Here is a 24,523-nt window from a genome sequence, read left to right as displayed (position 1 = left end):
GTTCCGCCGCCGCCCCGAGTCACGTCCGCCGCCTCGGAAGCCCTTCGAGGCGCCTCAGAGGTCCTTCGCGGGCCAGTTGAGCAGCCGCGCCCCGATCGCCGCCGTCTGGAGCGTGTACCGGTGCTCGGGGCGCGCCGGGTCGGCGCCGGTCAACTGGTGTATGCGATCGAGCCGGTAGGTGAGCGCGCGGACGCTCAGCGACATCCGGCGGGCCGCCTCGGCCGCGACGCAGCCGGAGTCGAAGTAGCACACGAGGGTGTCGACCAGCGTCTGCGCGCCGCCGCGCGCCTGCTGAAGCGGGATGAGCGTGCTGCGCACCAGATCCGCGAGGGCTTCCCGGTCGCGTGAGAGCACGGGATAGACCAGCAGATCGGCCGCGTGCAGGACCGGCCCCCCGAGGTCCAGGAGGTCGCCCAGTTCGAGGGCGTTGAGGGCTTCCTCGTAGCTGTGGACCACGCCGCCCGCGCCCGGGTGCGAGCGGCCGATGGCGACGCGCCCGCCGTCCGTGGCGGCATACGCGTGCTTCGCGAAGTAGGTGAGGACGTCGTCCTGGTTGCCGGGCGCGACACAGATCAGCCGGCCGTCCTTGGTGGTGAGCAGGATGCGGCGGTTCCCGAACCGGCCGATGAGGGCGAGTTCCACCGTGCGCGCGGCCGGATCGGTCTCGGTGTACTCGTACGGCCCCTGAGCGACGGCGACCGCGTGCGCCTGGGAGAGCCGCAGCCCGAACCGCTCGGCGCGCTCGGCGAGCCTGCCCAGGTCGCTGCGCCCGTACAGCAGGTCGTCGACGAACTCGCGGCGGGCGGCCTCCTCCTTGCGTACGGCGGTGCTCTGGGCCCGCTCGTACCCCTCGGCGAACGCGTCGACCGCCTGCTCCACGGCCGCGAGCAGCCCGGCGGGAGAGGCACCCGCAGGCCATGACTCGCGGGTGACGGCCAGGTGCCTGCTGACCAGGGCGCGCAGCCCGAGGCCGTCGGCGGCGGCCCGTTCGCCGAGCGTGCGGCGCGTTTCGAGTTCGTCCCTGGTCGGACGGCGACCGGTCGCGGCGACCTCCGCGATCATCTGGGCGTATCCGTCCAAGTACGCGGCGAATCTCTCGTTTTCCCCGTGTATCACCGGTATCCCCCGGTTCGTCATATGTTCCCCCGCCCCTAGGACCCCGCCGCGTCGGCGGGTGTTCGCGCGTGGATCCGGCACCGTATCGACGTAAAGATTGCCGGAATCCGGCAATGCGCGGATACCGCATGTACTGCAAAAATGTATATCGCACCAACGGGGGAGTGGCTGCGGTGCCGGAACGCGGAAGCGCGAACCGGAACCGCGGCTCTCGCGCCGGCGTCCCCCGGTCAAAGGGGGATGCGATGAACGAGTTCCTGGGCGCCGCCACCGGCTATCCGGCTGTTCTGTTCGGTGCCGCGCTTCTGGTGGTGGTCGTCTTCTGGCTGCTGGTCCTGGCCGGCGCCGTCGAGCACGACGCCTTCAGCACGCACACGGACTCGGACGCGTTCGACGCCGGTGGGGTTCCGGTCACCGTCCCGGTGTCGCTGATGATCGTGCTGGCGTGGTTCGCGAGCCTCGCGGGCTCGGTCCTCGTACGCCGCTCCGACGCGACGGGCACCACCCGCACGCTTCTCCTGACCGCCGTGCTGGTCGGCGCCCTGCTGCTCGCCCGGCTCCTCACCCGGCTGCTCCTCCGTCCGCTGCGCGGCCTGCTGGCCGCCCAACTACCTCCTTCCCGGCTCGACTTCGTCGGGCTGACCTGCACGATCCGCACCGGTTCCGTCTCCCGGGACTTCGGCCAGGCCGAGGTCGCCGCCACAGACGGATCGACAGCGCTTGTCCAGGTCAGGCAAGACGGAAACGACCCGCTTCCGTACGGAAGCACCGCCCTGCTGTACGCGTGGGACGACGACGGCGAATTCTTCTGGGTCGCGCCCTACGACGCGGCGCTCGACCCGCGCAACGCCGTCTGAGCCTCGCCGCCCGGCCCACCGCTCAGCTCACCCGCTCTGTTCCTCCGCACCTCAAGGAATGTTCATGGACGCCATATCCCTGGGCATCGGTGTGCTCGTCGCCGTTGTCCTGCTCATCGCAATCGCACTGCTGCTGGTGTTCAGCCGGCTGTTCCGCAAGGTGGAGCAGGGCCGCGCGCTGATCATCTCCAAGACCAAGAAGGTCGATGTCACCTTCACGGGCGCCGTCGTGCTGCCCGTGCTGCACAAGTCCGAGTACATGGACATCTCGGTGAAGATCATCGAGATCCGCCGTACCGGGCGTGAGGGGCTGATCTGCCAGGACAACATCCGAGCGGACATCCACATCTCGTTCTTCGTACGCGTCAACAAGACGGTCGAGGACGTCATCAAGGTCGCCCAGTCGATCGGTACGCAGCGGGCCAGCGACAAGGCCGCCATCCAGGAGTTCTTCGCCGCGAAGTTCTCCGAGGCGCTGAAGACCGTCGGCAAGCAGTTGGACTTCGTCGACCTCTACACCAAGCGCGAGGAGTTCCGGGACCGGATCATCCGCGTCATCGGCACGGACCTCAACGGCTACCACCTCGACGACGCGGCGATCGACTTCCTCGAACAGACGCCGATGACGCAGCTGGACCGCGCGAACATCCTGGACGCCCAGGGCATCCGCAAGATCACCGAGCTGACGGCGATCGAGCACGTCAGGACGAACGAGTTCGAGCGTACGGAGCAGAAGGAGATCACCCGGCAGGACGTCGACGCCCGGGAGACCATCCTGGAGCTGGAGCGCCGCCAGGCCGAGGCGGAGATCAAGCAGCGCCGCGAGGTCGAGTCGCTGCGGGCCCGCGAGGAGTCCGCCACCGCCAAGGTGCAGGAGGAGGAACGGCTCGGCGCCCAGACCGCGTTCCTGCGCACCGAGGAACAGCTCGGCATCCAGCGCGAGAACCAGGCCCGCGAGATCGCCGTCGCGCAGAAGAACCGCGAGCGGGTCATCGCCGTCGAGAACGAGCGGATCGAGAAGGACCGGCTGCTGGAGGTCATCGGGCGCGAGCGCGAGACGCAGCTGTCCCAGATCGCCAGGGACAAGGAGGTCGAGGCGCAGCGCCGCGAGGTCGCCGAAGTCATCCGTGAGCGGATCGCGGTGGACCGTACGGTCGCCGAGCAGGAGGAGTCGATCAACAAGCTCCGCGTGGTCGAGGAGGCCGAGCGCACCCGCCAGGCCCTCATCATCGGCGCGGAGGCGGAGGCCCAGGAGCAGCTGGTCAAGGACATCAAGGCGGCCGAGGCCGCCGAGGTCGCGGCCACGCACCACGCCGCCGAGCAGCTGACGCTCGCGGAGGCCAGGCTCAAGTCCGCCGACCTCGACGCGCGCGCCAAGCTGCGGCTCGCCGAGGGCATCCAGGCCGAGGAGGCCGCGATCGGTCTCGCCCAGGTGCAGGTGCGCGACAAGGAGGCGGAGGTCACCGAGAAGGCGGGCCGCGCCGAGGCCGAGGCCACCGAGGCCAGGCTGCGGGCGGAGGCCGAGGGCAGCAAGCTCAAGGCGCTGGCCCACGCGGAGGGTACGCGGGCCCAGGCGACGGCGGACGCCGCGATGATCGGCGAGAAGCTGAAGGCCGAGGCGGAGGGCCTGACGGAGAAGGCGGCGGCGATGGCCGCGCTGGACGACGCGTCGCGCGGCCACGAGGAGTACCGGCTGCGGATCCAGGCGGACAAGGAGGTACGACTCGCGGGCCTCGACGTCCAGCGGCAGATCGCGGAGGCGCAGGCCACCGTACTCGCCACCGGTCTGGAGAACGCCGACATCAGCATCGTCGGCGGCGAGTCCGTCTTCTTCGACCGGCTGATGTCGTCGATCGCGCTGGGCAAGGGCGTCGACGGGTTCGTGCAGCACTCCGAGACGGCTCAGACGCTGGTCAAGCCGTGGCTGGACGGTTCGGCCAGCTTCCCGGAGGACCTGACGAAGATCCTCGGCTCGGTGTCCACCGCCGATGTGCAGAACCTGACGGTGTCCGCGCTGCTGATGAAGCTGATGAAGAGCGGCGGCGCGCAGTCCGGGCAGCTGAAGCAACTGCTGGAGCAGGCCGACCGGCTGGGTCTCGCGGACACCCCGCTGGCCGCGCTGAACGGCGCCGTCAAGGCCTGAACGGCCCACCGGCCCCGGGAGAGTCCGCTCGGCTCTCCCGGGCCGGTGGAGCGCCCCACAGCGACCGCACGCACCAGCCGCACGCACCATCCGCACACGGCGGTCACAGGCACCGGCTGTACGCACCGGCCGCACGCACCAGCCGCACGCACCGGCCGCACACGGCGGTCACAGGCAGCGGCTGCACGCACCGGCCGCACACCGCAGCCGTACGCACCGGCCGCACGCACCGCCCTGAACGGAGAGAAGACGAGCCATGGAGACCGACGTGGAGACCGGCGCGAACACCGGGGCTCAGACAGGCGGGGACGCCGCGAACACCGACGTGGACGCCGGTACGTACGAGGTGCTGCGCGACCGCCTCAGCGCACGCGCCGGTGAACTGGCCCGCAGGGCACAGGCGTTGAACGCGCGCCGGATCGAGGCGTTCGGCTCCATGGAGCTGGCCCTCACCACGACCGGCAGCGTGCGCACCGAACACCCCAGCGTGCCCCGTGACATCGTCTCCGTCGCGGACCGCCTTCTCTTCGGCTACCACTCCTCCTCCGGCACCCGTTCCGGCACGGCCGTCGGTGACGTCCTCGCGCTGTACGACCGTGAGCTGAACCGCCTGCCCGACGACGCCGTTCCCGGACTGCTCAACGACCCGGGTTTCCTCAAGGAGTTCGCGGACCTCCACCGCTACTTCCGCGACGCCCGCCTGCTCCAGCTCCGTACGGTGGACGGGAAACTGCTCGCCGTCTTCCGGACCGGCGAGAGCGCCGACGACATCAAGGTGCTGCGCTGGGCGCTCGCCGCCGACGGCACCGCCGCGTTCCTCGACGGGCGCGGCGACCGCGACCACGTCTTCCCGCCCTCCTTCGACGTCACCTGGACGGCGACCACCCGCGAGGACCACGTCCTCGGCCGCCATCCGCACATCTCCGTCGACGGCGAGATCTTCGTCGCGACGGCCGGCGGCGCGCTCACCGTGAAGCTGGACGACAACACCGAGACGGATCAGGGGATTTACACGGAGCCGGTCGTCGAACCGCTCCAGTCGCTGGCCGACGCCGAGGTCGAGTACGCGCGGACCGGCGTGCTGATCCTGCTGCGCGTCCGTCCGTACAAGGAAGAGGCCGACCGCCACCTGGTCTTCAACACCGTCACGAAAACGGTCGTACGGCTCGACGGCATCGGCCAGGCGTGCCTGAGCCTGCCGGAGGACCAGGGCATCATCTTCCCCGGCGGCTACTGCCTCGCCACCGGCGCGCACAAGACGTTCGACCTCGACACCACGGGCCTGGAGTTCGAGCGGATGCTCCGCTCGCCGAACGGCGAGGACGTGCTGTACGCCTTCCACGCGCGCGCCGCCGGCCGGAGCCTGCTGCTGTCGTACAACCTGATCCGCGAGGAGGTCGCGGCTCCGCTCTCCTGCCACGGCTACGCGGTCTTCGAAGACGGCACGCTCGCCGTACTGCGCGCCGAGTCCGGGGAACCGTCGCACGTCCACCCGTTGCAGCTCTGGGGCTCCCCGTACGTCTCCGACACCTACGCGGCCGCGCAGCCCCCGGGCGAGGGGCCGCTCGCCCGGATCGGCAACGCCGACCTGGTCCGGGGCATCTCCGACTGCCTGTCGCTGGCCCGCGCCGTCATCGAGACGACGGCCCCCACCACCGCCGTGTACGAGACGCTGGCCGCCGCGTGCGTCCGGGCCACCGACACCTACCACTGGCTCGGCGAGGCCGACACGGGCGACCTGCGCGAGCCCTTGGACGAGGTACGGGCCACCGCCGAGCAGGTGCTCACCGAGTTCGAGACCGTCCAGACCCTGACCCGGCAGGCCACCGAGGCGCTGGACGGGACGGCGGCGCGGATCACCGCGCTCGTACGGCGGCTGCGCGGCGAGGCGCCGCACTCGGCCGCCGCGTGGGTGGAGCGGCTGACCGAACTGCGCCGCGCGCACGGTCATGTGCTGACCCTCAAGGAGCAGCGGTACGCCGACACCGGGCGGATCGACGCGCTCGCCGCCGAAACCGAGGCGGACATCGCCACGTTCGGGCGGCGCGCCGTGGAATTCCTGGCGCGCCCGGACGCCTTCACCGGCCACCACGAGGAGATCGGCCGGCTGACGGCCGACGCGGAGGCCATCGCCACCGCCGCCGAGGCGCAGCCGGTCACCGCGCGCCTCGGTGAACTGGCCGACGGGCTGCGGACCGTGACCGAGGTCGTCTCGGGCCTCGACATCGGCGACGCCACGGTCCGCACGTCCATCCTGGAGGGGATCGCCGAGGTCCTGGGCGCCGTGAACAGCGCCCGCGCCACGCTCGACGCCCGCCGCCGCGAACTCCTCGACCACGAGGGCCGGGCCGAATTCGCAGCCGAGACCGCCCTGTTGGGGCAGGCGGTGACCGGTGCGCTGGCCGCCGCGGACACCCCGGAGGCATGCGACGACCAACTCGGCGGGCTTTTGCTGCGGTTGGACGGCCTCGAATCGCGCTTCGCGGAGTCCGACGCCTTCCTGGCCGAACTCGCCACCCGGCGCACCGAGATCTACGAGGCGTTCTCGGCCCGCAAGCAGACGCTCCAGGACACCCGCGCCCGGCGCGCGCAGCGGCTCGCGGACGCGGCCGTCCGGGTCCTGGAGACGATCGCGCGCCGCGTCGCGTCCCTCGGCTCGGCCGACGAGGTCAACACGTACTTCGCCTCCGACCCGATGGTCACCAAGGTACGCCGCACCGTGACGGAACTGCGGGAACTCGGCGAACGCGTCAGGGCGGAGGAGCTGGAGGGCCGGATCAAGGCCGCCCGGCAGGAGGCCGCACGCGCGCTGCGCGACCGCGGCGACCTGTACGCGGACGGCGGAGCGCTCATCCGGCTCGGCCGCCACCGCTTCGCGGTCAACTCACAGCCGCTCGGCCTCACGCTCGTACCGCACGGAGAAGGCCTCGCCTTCGCCCTCACCGGCACCGACTACCGCGCTCCGGTCACCGACCCCGCGTTCGCGGCCACCCGCCCGTACTGGGGCCGGACGCTGCCCTCGGAGTCGCCGGAGGTCTACCGGGCCGAGTACCTGGCCGCGCGGCTGCTCGCCGAGCACGGCGTCGCCGCGCTCCAGGGCGCCGATCTGCCCGCTCTCGTACGGCAGTCGGCGCAGGCCGCGTACGACGAGGGCTACGAACGCGGCGTGCACGACCACGACGCCGTCCTCATCCTCGGCGCGCTGCTGCGGCTGCGCGCCGAGGCGGGACTGCTGCGCTACCCGCCCGCCGTACGTGCCGCAGCCCAGCTGTTCTGGGCACACCGCGCCCCGGCGCGCGACCGGGAGTCCTGGACCCGCAGGGCCCGGTCCATGGCGCGTGCCCGCGAGACGTTCGGGCTCGCGCCCGCGATCGGCGCGCTCCAGGCCGAACTGGCCGCCGCGATAGCCGGTCCCGGGACAGCCGATCCCGGGACCACCGGACCGGAGATCACCGGACCCGAGGCCGCCCGCGCCGCCGAGTACCTCTTCGAGGAACTGACCGGCGGCCCCGACGGCTTCGTCACCAGCGCGGGCGCGCGCACTCTCCTCGACAAGTTCCGCAGGGCTGTGGGCACTTCGGCCTACGACGAGGATCTGGCCGGGCTCGGCGACGACCTGGCCGCGCGGAGCCAGCTCGTGGAGACGTGGCTCACCGCGTACAGCGCGGCGGGCGGCCAGGACACCGAACCGGGCGACCTGGCCGAGGCGGTGGCCGTCGAGTTGTGCCAGGACCTGGCCCGCTACGAGGCCACGGCGCCGCCGGCCGAGACCGTGGACGGTCTCCTCGGCAGCCACCCGCGTGTCGAGCGCCGCTCGCTCCCCGTCCGCCTGGACGAACTCCTCGCCCGCACCGCCGACTTCCACGAACAGGACGCCCCGGGCTTCCGCGCGTACCAGCGCGGCCGCGACGCCCTGGTCGCGGCGGAACGCGCGCGGCTGCGGCTGGACGAGTTCCGGCCGCGCGTGATGCCGGCCTTCGTACGCAACCGCCTCATCGACGAGGTCTATCTGCCGCTCATCGGCGACAACTTCGCCAAGCAGCTCGGCACGGCGGGCGAGACCAGGCGGACCGACAGCAACGGCCTGCTGCTGCTCATCTCGCCGCCCGGCTACGGCAAGACCACCCTCATGGAGTACGTCGCCGACCGGCTCGGCCTGGTCCTCGTCAAGGTGGACGGACCGGCCCTGGGCCACGACGTCACCTCGCTGGATCCCGAGCGGGCGCCGAACGCCACCGCGCGCCAGGAGGTCGAGAAGATCAACTTCGCTCTGGCGGCGGGCAACAACACCCTGCTGTACCTGGACGACATCCAGCACACGTCGCCGGAACTGCTCCAGAAGTTCATCTCGCTCTGCGACGCCCAGCGCCGCATCGAGGGGGTCAGGGACGGCGAAGCCGTCACGTACGACCTGCGCGGCAAGCGGTTCGCGGTGTGCATGGCGGGCAACCCGTACACGGAGTCGGGGCAGCGCTTCCGGATCCCCGACATGCTCGCCAACCGCGCCGACGTCTGGAATCTGGGCGATGTGCTGACCGGCAAGGAGGACGTCTTCGCGCTCAGCTTCGTGGAGAACGCGCTGACCGCCAATCCGGTGCTCGCCCCGCTCGCCGGCCGCGACCGCGCCGATCTGGACCTGCTCGTACGCCTCGCGGCGAACGATCCGACCGCGACCCCGTCCCACCTCCAACACCCGTACGCCCCGGCCGAACTGGACCGTGTGCTGGCCGTCCTGCGGCACCTGCTGACGGCCCGTGCGACGGTCCTCGCGGTCAACGAGGCGTACATCGCCTCCGCCGGGCAGTCGGACGCCAACCGTACGGAGCCGCCGTTCCAGCTCCAGGGCTCGTACCGCAACATGAACAAGATCGCGGCCCGGATCGACGCGGTGATGAACGACGCCGAACTGGCCGCCGTGCTCGACGACCACTACACGAGCGAGGCCCAGACGCTCACCACGGGCGCCGAGTCCAACCTGCTCAAACTGGCCGAGCTGCGCGGCACGCTGACCACTGAACAGGCCGCACGCTGGGCGGAGATCAAGGCGGCCCACCTCAGGACGCAGGCCCTGGGCGGCCCCGAGGGCGACCCGCTGACCCGAGCGGTCGCGGCCCTCGGCCTGCTCGCCGACCGCGTGGCGGCCGTGGAGACGGCGATCACGCGCGCGACGTCCGGCGATCAGCGGTGAGTTGACGCGCGCCGGCCGGCCCCGCGAAACCGCGGTGAGTTGAAAGGAACCGGCGGGGTCAGGGCCACACCAGGCAGTACGGCTGGTGGCCCGCCTCGTGCAGGCGGTGGCTGAAGTCCTGCCATTCGTGCAGCAGTTCGTAGACGTGGTACGCGTCGCGCGGGCCGCCCCTGTCCGGGACCGTCGACCAGATGAAGGCCGCCGCGCCCACCGATTCCTCACCGATGTCACGCAGCGGATCGACCACGGTCATGGGGAGTTTGACCACGGCGTAATCGGGATGCAGAACAACCAGTTCCAGCGGGGGAACCTTGTTCAGCGGCATGCCCTGTATTCCCGTCAGGACCATGGCCGCTATCGTCTCGGGCTTGATCTTCGTGAACATGCCACCCATGCCCAGCTCATCGCCGCCCAGCTCTTCAGGGCGCATGGAAATGGGGACACGCGCCGCTGTCGCTCCGTCGGGCGCGCCGAAATATTTGTACGTCACCCCCACCCGACCACCGCTCCTGCTTTCCGGATTTCCCGGAGCTTGTTCCCGTGTCTCTCGCTCACCTCGGCGGTGCTTTCCACGCCGGGCAGGCTCGGGACCGAGATCGTCGGTCCCCTCGCCAAGTCCGCCACCGCGATGCATATTCTCCACCCGACCACTCGCGGCCACAGCCGCGCAACCCGATCATCGTGACAGTGACCTCCCCCACGAGCCAGCCGTGAAACACCTGTCCGCAAGAACGTCCGAGCCTCTGACACCATGGATTCCGTGAGCTTCCCCTATAACGCCCCAGTTTCGCAGACGCTTTTCGACCGCGCGGCCCTTGTGACGCCCGGCGGAGTGAACTCTCCGGTGCGCGCCTTCGGCGCCGTGGGCGGTACGCCCCGGTTCATGGTGTCCGGTAACGGTCCATACCTCATCGATGCGGACGGTCGCGAATATGTCGACCTCGTATGTTCCTGGGGGCCGATGATCCTCGGGCACGCCCATCCCGAGGTCATCGCCGCAGTTCAGGAGGCGGTCGCCCGCGGTACGTCCTTCGGCACGCCCGGTGAGGGCGAGGTCGCGCTCGCCGAGGAGATCGTGGCCCGCGTCGCCCCCGTGGAGCAGGTACGGCTCGTGTCGTCGGGCACCGAGGCGACCATGTCCGCGATCCGCCTCGCCCGCGGATTCACCGGCCGCGCGAAGATCGTGAAATTCGCCGGTTGTTACCACGGCCATGTTGACGCGCTGCTTGCCGCGGCGGGTTCCGGCGTCGCGACGTTCGGGCTTCCGGACACCCCGGGCGTCACCGGCGCGCAGGCCGGCGACACGCTCGTACTGCCGTACAACGACCTCGACGCCGTACGCGCGGCGTTCGCGGCGCACCCCGGCGAGATCGCCTGTGTGATCACCGAGGCGTCGCCGGGCAACATGGGCGTCGTGCCGCCGCGTGACGGGTTCAACGCCGGTCTCAAGGAGATCTGCGCGGCCGACGGCGCGCTGTACATCTCCGACGAGGTCATGACAGGGTTCCGTACGTCGAAGGCTGGCTGGTTCGGCGTGGACGGCGTCGTGCCCGACCTGATGACCTTCGGCAAGGTCATGGGCGGCGGTTTCCCCGCTGCCGCGTTCGGCGGGCGCGCCGACGTCATGAACCGCCTCGCCCCCTCGGGCCCGGTCTACCAGGCGGGCACGCTCTCCGGGAACCCGGTCGCCACCGTGGCGGGAGTCGCCCAGCTGCGGCTGCTCGACGACGCCGCGTACGCGAAGGTCGACGCGGTGTCGCAGGAGATCCGGGGCCTGGTCGCCGCCGCGCTCACCAAGGAGGGCGTCGCCCACCGGGTGCAGCGGGCGAGCAATATGTTCTCCGTCTTCTTCACGGCCGACGAGGTCCGTGACTACGAGGACGCGAAGCGGCAGGAGTCCTTCCGCTACACGTCCTTCTTCCACTCGATGCTGGCCGACGGCGTCTACCTGCCGCCGTCGTCCTTCGAGTCCTGGTTCGTGTCCACCGCCCACGACGAGCGCGCCGTCGAACGGATCGCCGCCGCCCTGCCCGCCGCCGCCCGCGCGGCGGCGGAAGCCACCCAGCCGGAGAACGCAGCATGAGCAACGCAAGCGAGATCACCGTCGTCCACCTCCTGCGCCACGGCGAGGTGCACAATCCGGACGGCGTGCTGTACGGCCGCCGCCCCGGCTTCCACCTCTCCGAGCTGGGCCTCAAGATGGCCGACCGGGTCGCCGAGCACCTGGCCGACCGTGACATCACGCACGTCGTCGCCTCACCGCTGGAGCGTGCCCAGGAGACCGCGGCGCCGATCGCCACGTCCCACGGGCTGACCCTCGACACCGACGCGCGGCTCATCGAGGCCATGAACGTCTTCGAGGGCAAGACCTTCGGCGTCGGGGACGGCGCGCTGCGCAGGCCCGCCAACTGGAAGTACCTGACCAACCCCATGCGGCCGTCCTGGGGCGAGCCGTACGTGGACCAGGTCGTACGGATGATGGGCGCCCTCACCAAGGCGCGTGACGCGGCCAGGGGGCACGAGGCGGTCTGCGTCAGCCATCAGCTGCCGATCTGGATCGTCCGGAGTTTCATCGAGAGGCGTAGGCTCTGGCACGATCCGCGCCGCCGGCAGTGCACCCTCGCGTCCCTGACGAGCGTCACTTATCAGGGGGACCGGATCGTTTCGGTCGGTTATTCGGAGCCGGCTCGCGATCTCGTACCGGCGCATCTTCTCGCCGGGGCCAAGCCGGTCAAGGGCGGAAGCAAGGCCTTCGGGGCTTAATCGCGCAAGTAAAAATATGACAATAACTGGAACCTCCGCCTTCCGTACGACATCTCACGTGTTGTGGCTTGTAAAAATTGTCAGGGCCAGCACACGGACGAGCGGTAAGCGCGGATGGGGACGGTATGCGGCACATCAGTCGACGGGGTCTGCTCGGAGCGGGAATCGGAGCCGCCGCCGCGATCGGGATCGCGGCGTGCGGTCGCCAGAGCGGGAGCACACCCCGTGACTCCGCTCCGGCCGGCGGAAAATCCGGTGGCGACGGAAGTACGAAGCCTCCTCCCCGTAATGAGGCACGTCTGATCGGTGACGGTTCCACCTCCGACACCGGAAAACAGCCGCACCAGCCTCCGGCGCCGGTCCCGCTCGAACCGGGCGAGACCCCGCCGCAGTTCGTGGTCTTTTCCTGGGACGGCGCGGGAGAGGTCGGCAACGGCCTCTTCCCCCGCTTCCTCGAACTCGCCAAGGACCACGACGCGGCGATGACGTTCTTCCTCTCCGGTCTCTATCTGCTGCCGGAATCGAAGAAGACGCTCTACCGGCCGCCCAACAACGCGCCGGGCGCCTCGGACATCGGTTACCTCACCGACGCCCACATCAAGGAAACCCTCAAGAACGTCCGCCAGGCATGGCTCGACGGCCATGAGATAGGCACGCATTTCAACGGGCATTTCTGCGGCGGCAACGGCACCGTGGACCGCTGGACCCCGCAGCAGTGGCGCAGCGAGATAGACCAGGCCGTCTCCTTCGTCACCGAGTGGCGCACGAACACCGGCTGGACCGACCTCGACCCGCTGCCCTTCGACTACCGCAAGGAACTTGTCGGCGCCCGCACCCCCTGCCTGCTCGGCCAGGAGCGGCTGCTCCCGACCGCCGCGAAGCTCGGCTGGCGCTACGACGCCAGCTCGCCGGGCGGCCTCCAGAAGTGGCCGGACAAAATAGGGGACGTCTGGGATTTTCCGCTCCAGTCGATCCCGTTCCCCGGGCACAGCTTCGAAGTGCTCTCGATGGACTACAACATCCTCGCCAACCAGTCGCAGAATTCGACCAAGGGAATGCCGTCCCGCTATCCGGGCTGGCGCCAGCAGGCCACCGACGCCTATCTCGGCGGTTTCCACCGGGCGTACGAGTCGAATCGCGCACCGTTCTTCATAGGCAACCACTTCGAAGAATGGAACGGCGGAATATACATGGACGCTGTGGAGGAAACCCTGAAGCGGGTCGCGGACCAGAAAGACGTACGGCTCGTATCGTTCCGCCAGTTCACCGACTGGCTCGACGTCCAGGACCCCGCCGTACTCGCCAAGCTCCGCACGCTGGAGGTCGGTCAGGCCCCGGCCGGCGGCTGGAACTCTTTCTTTAAGGCGGCCTGACAACGGGCTTACGGGGCTTTGGGGGGCCTTGCGGCGTTTTACGGTCAGGGAGGGGGGTGCGCAAGATCCCCGAAAGGCACATGCGAAACTTTTCACATGAACTTTGGCAGCGCCCTCCGACGCTCCCGCCGTCCGCTGCGCGTGGTCCTGCCGGTCGCCGTCGCGGCGATGGGGCTGGCGCTCTCGGCGTGCGGTGGCGGCGGTACGTCCGGCGGCGGTGGTAACACCAACTTCGTGGCGAGCACCAGCGGTATCGACACCGTCGCCAAGAACGGCCGCAAGGCCGTCGACGACATCTCGGGGCAGACCCTCGAAGGCAAGAAGCTCGACGTCGCCTCGCTCAAGGGCAAGGTCGTCGTGCTGAACATCTGGGGCTCCTGGTGCCCGCCCTGCCGCGCGGAGGCCCCGCACTTCGCCAAGGTCGCCAAGGAAACCGAGGCCAAGGGCGTCCAGTTCGTCGGCATCAACACCCGGGACGCCAACAAGGGCTCGGCGATCGCCTTCGAGAAGGACTACGGGGTCGGCTACCCCAGCCTGTACGACCCGACGGGCAAGCTCATCGTCGAGGGCTTCCCGAAGGGCACCCTCAACCCGCAGGCCATCCCCTCCACGATCGTGCTCGACCGGGACGGGAAGATCGCCGCCCGCTCGCTCACCGCGCTCGGTGAGACGGAGCTGCGCAAGATGATCGACCCGCTGATCACGGAGAAGTGACGCCGTGCAGGCGCTCATCCAGGCGGCAGGGGTACAGGAGACGATCTTCAGCGGCGCGCTGCTGATCGCGCTGCCGGTCGCGCTGCTCGGCGGGCTCGTCTCCTTCTTCTCGCCGTGCGTACTGCCGCTCGTACCCGGCTACCTCTCGTACGTGACCGGCGTCACCGGCACGGACCTCGCGCAGGCCCGCCGCGGCCGGATGGTCGTGGGCGCGTCGCTCTTCGTGGTCGGCTTCACCGCCGTCTTCGTCTCGGGGGGCGCGCTGTTCGGCTTCTTCGGCGCGACGCTCCAGGAGTACCGGGGCGTGGTCTCCAAGGTGCTCGGCGCGCTCATGATCCTGATGGGCGTGTTCTTCATGGGCATGATGCCCTGGCTCACCCAGCGCGAATTCCGCTTCCACAAGCGGCCGGTGACGGGCCTCGCGGGCGCGCCGCTGCTCGGCGCGCTGTTCGGCATCGGCTGGACGCCCTGCCTCGGCCCGACGATCTCGGCGGTCCAGGCGCTCGCGATCAACGAGGCGAGCGCCGGGCGCGGGGCGATACTGACCGTCGCGTACTGCCTCGGCCTCGGCGTGCCGTTCGTGCTCGCCGCGGTCGCGTTCCGCAAGGCGCTCGGCGCCTTCGGCTGGGTCAAGCGCCACTACGCGTGGGTGATGCGGATCGGCGGCGGGATGATGATCGTGACCGGACTGCTGCTGCTGACCGGTGCGTGGGACAGCATCGTCCAGCAGACGCAGTCCTGGTCCAATGGCTTCACGGTGGGGATCTAGTTCCATGAGCAAGACAGAGACCGGCAGCACGGCGGAGACCGAAGGCACGGCGGAAGGCGGGGTCGGTACGCCCGAGACCGCCGCGGAGGCCGAGGCCGCGAACGCCCGCGAACTCGGCGCCGCCGGCACCCAGCTCTCCACCGCGCCCCGCGAGGACTCCCTCATCGGCGGCCCCACGCTCGGCGTCATCGGCTGGGCCCGCTGGTTCTGGCGGCAGCTCACCTCGATGCGCGTCGCGCTCATCCTGCTCTTCCTGCTCTCGCTCGGCGCGATCCCCGGTTCGCTGATCCCGCAGAACAACGTCGACGAACTCAAGGTCCAGACCTTCAAGGCCGCGCACACGACGGTCACGCCCGTCTACGAGCGCCTGCAACTGTTCGACGTCTACAGCTCGGTGTGGTTCTCCGCCATCTACATCCTGCTGTTCATCTCGCTCATCGGCTGCATCATCCCGCGCACCTGGCAGTTCGTCGGCCAGCTGCGCGGCCGCCCGCCGGCCGCGCCCAAGCGGCTGACCCGGCTGCCCGCGTACACCACCTGGCGCACCGAGGCCGAGCCCGAGGCGGTACGCGCGGCCGCCGCCGCGCTGCTGAAGAAGCGCCGCTTCCGCGTCCAGGCCACCGGCGACGCGGTCGCCGCGGAGAAGGGCTACCTCCGCGAGACCGGCAACCTCATGTTCCACATCGCGCTGATCGTGCTGCTGGTGTCCTTCGCCAGCGGGCAGCTGTTCAAGTCCGAGGGCGGCAAGCTGATCGTCGAGGGCGACGGCTTCGCCAACACGCTGACCCAGTACGACGACTTCAGGTCCGGCTCGCTGTTCAGCACCGACAACCTCGCCCCGTTCAGCTTCAGCCTGGACAAGTTCACCGGCACGTACGCGCGCAGCGGCCCCGAGGTGGGCACGCCCCGTACGTACGAGGCTGCCGTCACCTACTCCCCGGGCCCCGGTGAGAAGGAGCGCAAGGCGGTCATCGAGGTCAACAAGCCGCTCGTGGTGGACGACTTCAAGGTGTATCTGAACGCGCACGGATACGCGCCCGTCGTCACGGTCAAGGACGGCCGCGGCAAGGTCGTCTTCCACGGCGCGACTCCGCTGCTGCCCATCGACAACAACGTCTCGTCCACCGGCGCCATCAAGGTGATGGACGGCTACCGCGACAAGAACGGCAAGCGGGACCAGCTGGGCATCGCTGCCTTCTTCGTACCGACCTACGGAGGCGGCAAGGGCGAGGGGCGGATGTTCTCCCAGTTCCCCGCGCTCGACTTCCCGGTCCTCAACGTGGGCCCCTACCACGGCAGTCTGGGCGTCGACGCGGGCCTGCCGCAGAACGTGTACCAGCTGGACACCCGGAAGATGACCCCGTTCAAGGACGCCGACGGGAAGCAGCTGAAGAAGACGCTGCTGCCCGGCGAGACCCTGACCCTCCCGGACGGCGCAGGATCGATCACCATGGACAAGGAGATCAAGGAGTGGGCGAGCTTCCAGATCTCCCACCAGCCCGGCGGTCTCTACGCCCTGATCGGCGCCATCGCGGCCATCGCGGGCCTGGCGGGCTCGCTCTTCATCCAACGGCGCCGGATCTGGGTCCGGGCCGCGCGGGGGACGGACGGCGCGACCGTCATCGAGATGGCCGGACTCGGCCGCAGCGAGTCCGCGCGGCTCCCCGAGGAGCTGGGCGAACTCGCCGTCACCCTCCATGCAGAGGCGCCCACCGCGCCTGACCCGAAAGCTCATCCCGCCGAGACTGTTGAAGGGGCTGGCAAGTGAATCTCGCCGCCACAGCGACCAATGAGAGCCTGGCGCACACCAGCAATGTGCTGATCTATTCATCCATGGCCGTCTACACGCTGGCCTTCTTCGCACACATGGCCGAGTGGCTGTTCGGCAGCAGGAGCAAGGTCGCCCGTACGGCGGCCGCGCTGACCAGCGGCACCAAGGGCGCCGCGGCCTCCGGTTCGCCGCGGATCGAGGTCAGGGGCGGCGCGGGCACGGCCGTCCTGGACCGGCCGAAGGTCATCACCCGCTCCGCCACCGGCGCCCGCGACGTCCCGGACGGTCCCGGCGCGCACGGCGACGACGTCCAGGGCGACCTGTACGGCCGGGTCGCCGTGTCCCTCACCGTCCTCGCCTTCGGCATCGAGGCGGCCGGTGTGATCGCCCGCGCGATGTCCGTGGGGCGGGCGCCGTGGGGCAACATGTACGAATTCAACATCACCTTCTCCTCGGTGGCGGTCGGGGTCTACCTCGTCCTGCTCCTGCTGAAGAAGAACATCCGCTGGCTCGGACTGCCGCTCGTCACCACGGTCCTGCTCGACCTCGGCCTCGCCGTCACGGTCCTGTACACCGCCAGCGACCAGTTGGTGCCCGCTCTGCACTCGTACTGGCTGTGGATCCACGTCTCCACCGCGATCTTCTGCGGCGCCGTGTTCTACGTCGGCGCCGTCGCCACGGTGCTCTACCTCTTCCGTGAGCGCTACGAGTCCAAGCTGGCCGCCGGCCTCAAGCCCGGCTCGTTCGCCACCTCCGTCATGGAACGGCTTCCCGCCTCCGCGACACTCGACAAGCTCGCCTACCGCGTCAACGCGGCCGTCTTCCCGCTCTGGACGTTCACGATCATCGCGGGCGCGATCTGGGCGGGCGACGCCTGGGGCCGCTACTGGAACTGGGACCCGAAGGAGACCTGGTCCTTCATCACCTGGGTCGTGTACGCGTGTTACCTGCACGCGCGCGCCACGGCGGGCTGGAAGGGCCGCAAGGCCGCCTACCTGGCGCTGATCGCCTTCGGCTGCTGGCTGTTCAACTACTACGGCGTGAACATCTTCGTCACCGGCAAGCACTCGTACGCGGGCGTCTGAGCGCCTTCCGCCTTCACCCGACAGCACCGCCCGCGCCCCGATCCGCAGGGGGCGCGGGCGGTGCTGTCGTCGTGTGAAGGCAGTCGCGGCATTTTCCTGGCGCGGGTGCGCGGTAGGCGCGGTCGCAGTCTTCGCAGTTCTGGAGCGGATCGGGACGGGCCGCCCTCGTGGCTGCCGGGAGCGGCGGCGGCAGCAGGTCGGTGAGGCGGTGGGCGAGGAGTGCGGCGGGGTGGCGTGGTTCGGTGGGGAGGCCGTTGGTGAGGGTGTGGTGTACGGCGTCGGGGGTGGCGCCGCGTTCGAGCCAGGCGGCTACGGCTGGGGCGAGGCGGTGTACGTCGCGTTCGGGGAGCAGGAGTTGGGGTGCGTCGCGGTGGAGGCCTGCCAGGAGGGTGATGGCGGTGGTGTGACGTTCGGGGTCGTGGGCCTGTGGTGCGGGCAGCGGGGGCGGTGTGGGGCGAGCTTGCGCGGACGGTGCTGGCGCTGGCGCTGGCGCGGGTTCGGGTTCTGGGGCGGCCGGGGCTACGAGGGCTGGTTCCGGTTCTGCGGGCGCGTGTAAGGGCCCGGTTGGCCGCGCGGGACGGGACGGAGCCGGTCGCTGGGCGGCCCGGGGCGCAGGCGGTGCCGTCGGACCACCGCGCACGGCGCGCGAGCGCTGGTGGCGTCGGGCAGGCGCGCCGGACGAGGGCCGGGCAGGCGCGGCGGACGACGAGCGGGCGGCGGGCCTGGGACCGACGGGCTTCGCCTGCGCCTGACCGGTGCCGTGCGCGGCCGCTTCCAGCGTCAGACGGGCGCGGGTGGACTCCGGGTGGTTGTACGAGATGGTCCGCGTGACGATCCGGCCCTCGGGCGTACGCTCCCGCACCCGTTCGAGATAGCCGTGCGCCTCCAACTCCCTCAAGGCGGAAGCTACTCGGTTCCTGCCCTCCGCGAACTTCCCGGCCAGAGTGAGGATGTCGACGGACGCGCCTTCGGGCAGCGACTGGATGTGTGTGGCCAGTCCGATCGCGGTCAGGGAGAGCTCGCGGTGCTGGGCGAGGTGGTTGCCGATGATCGTGAACCGCTGGCGGTGCGTTTCGTTCATCTTGGTGACTCCACGGGGGGATCGTGGAACCACGCGTCGGGCGCGCGAGGGCGCGCTAAAGTTCTGTTCAGCCATCGGGAAGCGCTTCTTCCTTGGTGGTCAGGCCTCCGATCGGGATCTCTAGTCCCGGCCGGGGGCCGTTTCGTTTTGCGGTTGTTTGGGCTGAGCTTGCCCCGCCGATGGCCCTCGGCGCCAGCTGAGTTGGGTGAGATCACCCGTGCGAGTGACCGAGAACCCGAGGCCAAAGACGGCGGGGTTGGGTTGGGTGGGTTGTTTCTTTCTCTTTTCTTTTCTCTGTAGGTAGACGCACCGCCGCACCGTCGAACCAGCCACCGTCCTACAGCTTTTCGGCGACCGGTTCACGGGCGCCCGGACACCTCAGAGAAAGGCCCCAATCCAGATGCACCCCGCCGTTGAACGCCTTACCGTGCTGATTCCTCCTGCCGGCCCCCGCCGCTCACGGGACTGGGCCGCCGTAGAGCAGCAGCTCGGCACCGCCCTGCCGCAGGACTACAAGGAACTCATCGGGACCTACGGAGGCGGAGTTTTCGACGAGGAGATCTGGCTCTTGGACCCCGAAAGCCTCGACAAGGGCTACAACCTTCTCGACGAGGCCAAGGCGCGTGCCGAGATCTTGGCCAACTTGTGGCAGGTCGAGCCCAAGCCACCGCAACTCCTGCAGGACGACGGGGCCACGGTGCTGCCCTGGGCGTACATCGAGGGCAGCGGCGCCATGCTGTACTGGCTGCGCCGGCCCGGGCAGAATCCGGAGGAGTGGACCACCCTGTTCAACGAGGGCCGGGGCCCGGAGTGGGAATACCATCCCCACTCCTGCGCGCACTTCCTCTTCTCCGCTCTCACCGGAGAAGCGGACACGATTTACTTCGACGAATTCCCCCTCGACGAGCATGAGTTCAAATCCAACGACGAAATCCTCGCATCGTGAACACCGTTATCGCGGGTGCTGAGCTTTTCCGATCTCTCTTGTGGCGAGTGAAGAGGGCGGCTGACCTCAGGTAGCGGACAGTTCCCAAGTCCGCTGCAGCCGGATCAGCTTCTTCAACGTGCACGCACGGCACGCCGACACGAGACGGTGCCGTTGCCGCTGCGGAGGGAACTCGACGCTCTCCGGCACACGTTGGTCCTTCATGGGACCGCGGGCCGAGTCGGCCCGGGAGCTGGCACTGTGGTGTGCTGACAGGCTCGACGCGGTGTTCGGCGTCCGCGCCGAGGCGCGTCGCGGAAAGCTCGCGCTCGTGCTCGTCCGGCCGGACGGCCACGTGGACCGGATTGCCAGGGACGTCCCCTCGATGCGGGCACGGCTCACGGCCCTGTTCGGTCCCGTGCTCGGGGCCCGACGGGACGAACAAGAGAAAGTGAAGGAACACACGGTATGAGTCTCATTCCCGACAGCCATAAGGATTTACTGGAGCGGCCGCTCTTCGGCCATCTGGCCACGATCCGGGCGGCGGATGGCGGGCCGCAGGTGAACCCGATGTGGTTCTCCTGAGACGGCGAGTACGTCCGCTTCACCAACACCACGGTCCGCTACAAGTACAAGAACATAACGGCCGACCCGCACGTCTCGGTGTCGATCAACGACCCGGAGCAGCCGTACCGTTACCTGGAGATCCGTGGCGAGGTGGAGCGGATCGACGACGACTCCTCCGGCGAGGTCTTCGCGCAGCTCGCGGAGCGGTACGGCATGAAGCTGGACGGCCCGCCGCCGGACGTCGCGCAGCGCATCGTGTACGTGGTCAGGCCAACGGCGGTCAGCTACCAGTGAACCGGCCGGTCCGGGGCCGGCTCACGCCGAACCGCCGCGGCCGCGCCGTCAGTTCCCGCCGGCCTCGGCGGCCACCAGGTCCGCGGTCAGCTTGGTGCGTGCGCCGAGCGCGGTGAGCCGGCCGAGTGCCGCGCGGTGCTGCGCCTCGTCCACGCCGGCGGTGGCCGCGACACCGTGCGCGGTGGACAGCCCGGCGCCCACGACATCGGTGACGCCTTCGCGGTTCAGGTGGTCGTGGAGGTCGGTGCCCTCGAAAGCGTCGAGGCCGTGCTTGGTCACCAGGTGTTCGCCGGCTCGCGGTTCAAGACCGGGGACCAGCCGGTTGGGGCCGGCGTCGATGCCGCCGTCGGCGCCGTCGTCCCGAACGTCCCGAACGTACCGGACGAGGACGACGGTCGAGGAGCCGCGTTCATGAGGCGTTCGACGGCGGTCAGGCCTTCGGAGGCGTGTCGCCGAGGGAGTTGAGGAAGTCCGGGTTGTCGTCCGGCGCGATCCAGCCGCGCCGCGCGGCCTGCCGGTCCTTGCCCGCGATCAGCCAGGAGAGGGACGCGACGAGCGGGAAGATCAGCACCAGGATGGCCCAGAGGGGCTTGGGGAGAAGGCGGATCTCCTTCTCGTCGGTGCTCAGACAGTCGATGAACGCGTAGACGCTGAGGCCCAGTGGCACCAGAATCATCAGCACCCGAAGCATGGCGGTCCCCCTCGTACATGAAGATCGAGACCGGATCGCGGCCCCCCTGAAGGCTCCAGGGTAGCGAGTGACCGATACTGGACGGCATGGCTTACGACGATCTTCGCTCGCTGCTCCGGGCCCTGGAGCGCGAGGGCGACCTCAAACGCATCAAGGCAGAGGTCGACCCGTACCTCGAAGTCGGGGAGATCGTCGACCGGGTGAACAAGGCCGGCGGACCCGCGCTGCTGTTCGAGAACGTCAGGGGCTCCTCGATGCCGCTGGCCATGAACGTGTACGGGACGGACCGCCGGCTGCTCAAGGCGCTCGGCCTGAAGTCGTACGCGGACATCAGCGACAAGATCGGCGGCCTGCTCAAGCCGGAGCTGCCGCAGGGCTTCGTCGGTGTGCGCGAGGCGTTCGGCAAGCTCGGCACGATGGTGCACGTACCGCCGAAGAAGGTGAAGGACGCGCCCGTCCAGGAGGTCGTCCTCACCGGCGACGACGTGGACCTGGACCAGTTGCCCGCGCTGTTCACCTGGCCCGAGGACGGCGGGTCCTTCTTCAACCTCGGCCTCACGCACACCAAGGACCCCGTCAGCGGCGTACGCAACCTCGGCCTCTACCGCCTCCAGCGTCACGACCGGCGCACCATCGGGATGCACTGGCAGATCCACAAGGACAGCCGCAACCACTACCAGGTCGCCGCCAGGCGCGGCGAGCGGCTGCCGGTCGCGATCGCCTTCGGCTGTCCGCCCGCGGTGACGTACGCCTCCACCGCGCCGCTGCCCGGTGACATCGACGAGTACCTGTTCGCGGGCTTCGTCCAGGGCAAGCGGATCGAGATGGTCGACTGCAAGACCGTCCCTCTCCAGGTACCGGCCAACGCCGAGGTCGTCATCGAGGGCTGGCTGGAACCGGGCAAGACGCTGCCCGAGGGCCCCTTCGGCGACCACACCGGCTTCTACACGCCGCAGGAGGAGTTCCCCGCGCTCACCATCGACTGCGTGACGATGCGCAAGCGTCCGCTGCTCCAGTCGATCGTGGTCGGCAGGCCGCCGACGGAGGACGGGCCGCTGGGACGGGCGACGGAACGCTTCTTCCTGCCGCTGCTGAAGATCATCGTGCCGGACATCGTGGACTACCACCTGCCGGAGGCGGGTGGTTTCCACAACTGCGCGATCGTCTCGATCGACAAGAAGTACCCGAAGCACGCGCAGAAGGTGATGCACGCGGTCTGGGGCGCGCACATGATGTCGCTCACCAAACTGATCGTGGTCGTGGACGCCGACTGTGACGTCCACGATCTGCACGAGGTGGCCTGGCGCGCGCTCGGCAACACCGACTACGCGCGCGACCTCACCGTGGCCGAGGGCCCGGTGGACCATCTCGACCACGCCTCCTACCAGCAGTTCTGGGGCGGCAAGGCGGGGATCGACGCGACGAGGAAGCTCCCCGAGGAGGGGTACACGCGGGACGGCGGCTGGCCGAACATGGTCGAGTCCGACCCGGAGACGGCGGCGACGGTCGACCGCCGCTGGAAGGAGTACGGGCTGTGACCAGCGCCGCGGCGGCCATGCCGCAGTCGGGCAGGACCAAGTCGTTCCTGCGGCTCGTGTTGATCGAGCACTCGGTCTTCGCGCTGCCCTTCGCGTACATCGCGGCACTGACGGCGATGGCCCAGCTCGACAACAACATCCACTGGGGCCGGTTGCTGCTGGTCACGGTGGCCATGGTGGGCCTGCGTACGTTCGCGATGGCGTGCAACCGCATCATCGACCGCGAGATCGACGCGCGTAACCCGCGCACCGCGGGCCGCGAGCTGGTGACGGGCGCGGTGTCGGTGCGGTCCGCGTGGACCGGCGCGGGCATCGCCGTGGTGGTCTTCCTGGGCGCGGCCGCGCTGCTGGGACCGCTGTGCCTGGCGCTGGCGCCGGTTGCCGTCGTACCGATGGTGGTCTACCCGTACGGCAAGCGGTTCACGAACTTCCCGCACGCCATCCTCGGTATCGCCCAGGCCATCGGCCCGATCGGCGCCTGGATCGCGATCACGGGGGAGTGGTCGTGGAGCGCGGTGATCCTCGGTTTCGCGGTGGGCGTCTGGATCGGCGGCTTCGACCTGATCTTCGGCTGCCAGGACGTGCAGGCGGACCGCGCGCACGGCGTGAAGTCCGTACCGGCGCGCTTCGGCATCCCGGCGGCGCTGTACGGCGCGCGGGCCGCGCACGTCGTGACCACCGGGCTGCTGGTCTGGTACGCGCTGGAGACCGGCGCCGGGGTGTTCTTCTGGATCGGTCTGGTGATAGTCGCGGGCGCCTTCCTCTACGAGCACTCGATCGTGAAGCCGCACGACCTGTCGCGCCTGAACCGCGCGTTCTTCAGCACCAACGGCTTCATCGGCATCGCGCTCTTCGTCTGTGCGCTGCTGGACCTGCTGGTACGCGGCCTCACGGTATGAGCGCGGCGGCGGGCCCCATCGGTGCCCGCCGCGCACGCTCGCGGAACAGGAACGCGGCGAGTACGCCGCCGAGCAGTCCGAAGAGATGACCCTGCCAGCTGATGGACGGGTCACCGGGCAGCACGCCCCACAGCACCGAGCCGTACACCGCCAGCACCAGCAGTCCCACCACGAGGTCCCGAGCCCGGCGGTTGACGAAGCCCCGGACGAGCAGATAACCGAGCAGGCCGAAGATCACCCCGGAAGCCCCCACCGTGTTCGAGTGGTCGGGGGCGGTGAGCCAGACGCCCAGGCCGCCGACGACCATGATGGTCAGGGCGACGGAGACGAGGCGGCGCAGCCCGCTCAGCGCGACCAGGAACCCGAGGACCAGCAGCGGCACGGTGTTGGACACCAGATGCCCGAAGCCGTGGTGCAGGAACGCCATCGGGATGACGTCGCGCAGTTCGCCGGGGCTGCGCGGGCTCAGTCCGTACGTGTCGAGCGAGCCGCCCGTGGCCGCGTCCACGATCTCGAGCACCCAGAGCAGCGCGATCCAGCCGACCATCACCGCGGCGGCCGTCTTCACCCGGCCTGCCCGTGCGCCGGTGGTCGTGGTGGCGGCGGTTCTCGGATACGACACGTGCGGACCCCCTCCGGTCTCGTCACTCCCCTGTCTGGAACGTCCGGGGCACGGTCGCCGGTTCCGGCTCGGAGGCGCCGGATAGGCTCGGAGCCGTGAAGCCCGGAGCGTACGCAGACCAGCACAG

Annotated in this window: 20 protein-coding genes and 2 pseudogenes; 16 read left to right on the top strand and 6 right to left on the bottom strand. The window is 69.7% G+C overall.

Going from position 1 to position 24,523, the window contains the following annotated elements:
- Positions 1-54: 54 nt before the first annotated feature.
- Complete coding sequence (locus ACIP6N_RS09960; protein ID WP_401814314.1) at positions 55-1,137, bottom strand: PucR family transcriptional regulator; 1,083 nt, start codon at positions 1,135-1,137, stop codon at positions 55-57.
- A gap of 224 nt (positions 1,138-1,361) precedes the next feature.
- Here ACIP6N_RS09960 and ACIP6N_RS09955 point away from each other — a divergent pair, with 224 nt between their 5' ends.
- The 3 genes from ACIP6N_RS09955 (at position 1,362) to ACIP6N_RS09945 (ending at position 9,304) form a co-directional block, all read left to right on the top strand.
- Positions 1,362-1,973 carry a hypothetical protein gene (locus ACIP6N_RS09955; RefSeq protein ID WP_401814312.1) on the top strand — a complete coding sequence of 204 codons (612 nt, stop codon included), beginning with the start codon at positions 1,362-1,364 and terminating at the stop codon, positions 1,971-1,973.
- Positions 1,974-2,037: 64 nt separating this feature from the next.
- On the top strand, positions 2,038-4,116 hold the full coding sequence (locus ACIP6N_RS09950) for a flotillin family protein (RefSeq protein WP_401814310.1): 2,079 nt from the start codon (positions 2,038-2,040) through the stop codon (positions 4,114-4,116).
- 256 nt (positions 4,117-4,372) lie between these two features.
- Positions 4,373-9,304 (top strand): DNA repair ATPase, encoded by a 4,932-nt coding sequence (locus tag ACIP6N_RS09945; RefSeq protein ID WP_401814308.1) that lies wholly within the window; start codon positions 4,373-4,375, stop codon positions 9,302-9,304.
- 58 nt (positions 9,305-9,362) lie between these two features.
- Here ACIP6N_RS09945 and ACIP6N_RS09940 read toward each other — a convergent pair whose 3' ends face one another.
- Positions 9,363-9,938, bottom strand: a complete 576-nt coding sequence (locus ACIP6N_RS09940) for a hypothetical protein (protein ID WP_401814436.1) — start codon at positions 9,936-9,938, stop codon at positions 9,363-9,365.
- Positions 9,939-10,055: 117 nt separating this feature from the next.
- Here ACIP6N_RS09940 and hemL point away from each other — a divergent pair, with 117 nt between their 5' ends.
- The 7 genes from hemL (at position 10,056) to ccsB (ending at position 17,779) form a co-directional block, all read left to right on the top strand.
- The gene (gene hemL, locus ACIP6N_RS09935; protein ID WP_401814307.1) at positions 10,056-11,387 is read left to right on the top strand and encodes a glutamate-1-semialdehyde 2,1-aminomutase; all 1,332 of its coding nucleotides are present in this window, start codon (positions 10,056-10,058) and stop codon (positions 11,385-11,387) included.
- Positions 11,384-12,067, top strand: coding sequence for a histidine phosphatase family protein (locus ACIP6N_RS09930; protein ID WP_401814305.1), 684 nt, complete (start codon positions 11,384-11,386; stop codon positions 12,065-12,067). Before hemL ends, ACIP6N_RS09930 begins: the two co-directional genes overlap by 4 nt.
- A 125-nt stretch (positions 12,068-12,192) precedes the next feature.
- Positions 12,193-13,440 (top strand): hypothetical protein, encoded by a 1,248-nt coding sequence (locus tag ACIP6N_RS09925; protein ID WP_401814303.1) that lies wholly within the window; start codon positions 12,193-12,195, stop codon positions 13,438-13,440.
- Positions 13,441-13,536: 96 nt separating this feature from the next.
- A complete protein-coding gene (locus tag ACIP6N_RS09920) occupies positions 13,537-14,154 on the top strand; it encodes a TlpA family protein disulfide reductase (RefSeq protein WP_401814301.1) in 618 nt (205 codons plus the stop codon).
- Between the two features lie 4 nt (positions 14,155-14,158).
- Positions 14,159-14,923 carry a cytochrome c biogenesis CcdA family protein gene (locus ACIP6N_RS09915; protein ID WP_401814299.1) on the top strand — a complete coding sequence of 255 codons (765 nt, stop codon included), beginning with the start codon at positions 14,159-14,161 and terminating at the stop codon, positions 14,921-14,923.
- Positions 14,924-14,927: 4 nt separating this feature from the next.
- A complete protein-coding gene (locus ACIP6N_RS09910) occupies positions 14,928-16,691 on the top strand; it encodes a cytochrome c biogenesis protein ResB (protein ID WP_401814297.1) in 1,764 nt (587 codons plus the stop codon).
- Positions 16,688-17,779 carry a c-type cytochrome biogenesis protein CcsB gene (gene ccsB / locus ACIP6N_RS09905; protein WP_401814295.1) on the top strand — a complete coding sequence of 364 codons (1,092 nt, stop codon included), beginning with the start codon at positions 16,688-16,690 and terminating at the stop codon, positions 17,777-17,779. The genes ACIP6N_RS09910 and ccsB overlap by 4 nt, the downstream gene beginning before the upstream one ends.
- 13 nt (positions 17,780-17,792) lie before the next feature.
- Here the strand turns inward: ccsB and ACIP6N_RS09900 are convergent, their stop codons facing one another.
- Positions 17,793-18,860, bottom strand: coding sequence for a hypothetical protein (locus tag ACIP6N_RS09900; protein ID WP_401814293.1), 1,068 nt, complete (start codon positions 18,858-18,860; stop codon positions 17,793-17,795).
- A gap of 427 nt (positions 18,861-19,287) precedes the next feature.
- Here ACIP6N_RS09900 and ACIP6N_RS09895 point away from each other — a divergent pair, with 427 nt between their 5' ends.
- From ACIP6N_RS09895 to ACIP6N_RS09880, 4 genes and pseudogenes are all read left to right on the top strand, one after another.
- A complete protein-coding gene (locus ACIP6N_RS09895) occupies positions 19,288-19,806 on the top strand; it encodes an SMI1/KNR4 family protein (protein ID WP_401814291.1) in 519 nt (172 codons plus the stop codon).
- Positions 19,807-20,008: 202 nt separating this feature from the next.
- The gene (locus ACIP6N_RS09890; protein WP_401814289.1) at positions 20,009-20,257 is read left to right on the top strand and encodes a hypothetical protein; all 249 of its coding nucleotides are present in this window, start codon (positions 20,009-20,011) and stop codon (positions 20,255-20,257) included.
- Positions 20,254-20,370, top strand: coding sequence for a pyridoxamine 5'-phosphate oxidase family protein (locus tag ACIP6N_RS09885; RefSeq protein ID WP_401814287.1), 117 nt, complete (start codon positions 20,254-20,256; stop codon positions 20,368-20,370). Before ACIP6N_RS09890 ends, ACIP6N_RS09885 begins: the two co-directional genes overlap by 4 nt.
- Positions 20,371-20,394: 24 nt before the next feature.
- Positions 20,395-20,646, top strand: a pseudogene (locus tag ACIP6N_RS09880) (pyridoxamine 5'-phosphate oxidase family protein); the annotation flags it as partial.
- 48 nt (positions 20,647-20,694) lie between these two features.
- On the opposite strand, the pseudogene ACIP6N_RS09875 reads toward ACIP6N_RS09880, so the two are convergent.
- Positions 20,695-21,018, bottom strand: a pseudogene (locus ACIP6N_RS09875) (cysteine hydrolase family protein); the annotation flags it as partial.
- Between the two features lie 58 nt (positions 21,019-21,076).
- On the bottom strand, positions 21,077-21,337 hold the full coding sequence (locus tag ACIP6N_RS09870) for a PLDc N-terminal domain-containing protein (protein ID WP_401814285.1): 261 nt from the start codon (positions 21,335-21,337) through the stop codon (positions 21,077-21,079).
- Positions 21,338-21,423: 86 nt separating this feature from the next.
- Between ACIP6N_RS09870 and ACIP6N_RS09865 the strand changes: the two genes are divergently transcribed.
- Together ACIP6N_RS09865 and mqnP are read left to right on the top strand one after the other, a co-directional pair.
- Positions 21,424-22,875: a menaquinone biosynthesis decarboxylase gene (locus ACIP6N_RS09865; protein ID WP_401814283.1), complete on the top strand. Its 1,452-nt coding sequence runs from the start codon at positions 21,424-21,426 to the stop codon at positions 22,873-22,875.
- Positions 22,872-23,774, top strand: coding sequence for a menaquinone biosynthesis prenyltransferase MqnP (gene mqnP / locus ACIP6N_RS09860; protein WP_401814281.1), 903 nt, complete (start codon positions 22,872-22,874; stop codon positions 23,772-23,774). Before ACIP6N_RS09865 ends, mqnP begins: the two co-directional genes overlap by 4 nt.
- Here mqnP and ACIP6N_RS09855 read toward each other — a convergent pair.
- Positions 23,764-24,321, bottom strand: coding sequence for a rhomboid family intramembrane serine protease (locus tag ACIP6N_RS09855; RefSeq protein ID WP_401814435.1), 558 nt, complete (start codon positions 24,319-24,321; stop codon positions 23,764-23,766). The two genes, mqnP and ACIP6N_RS09855, sit on opposite strands and share 11 nt — an antisense overlap.
- Between the last annotated feature and the right edge of the window lie 202 nt (positions 24,322-24,523).

This window comes from Streptomyces sp. NPDC088725 (genome assembly GCF_044751305.1).
In the GTDB taxonomy this organism is placed as follows: domain Bacteria; phylum Actinomycetota; class Actinomycetes; order Streptomycetales; family Streptomycetaceae; genus Streptomyces.
Note: the sequence above shows the minus strand (reverse complement) of the source record. Positions and strands in the feature narration are given on the sequence as shown.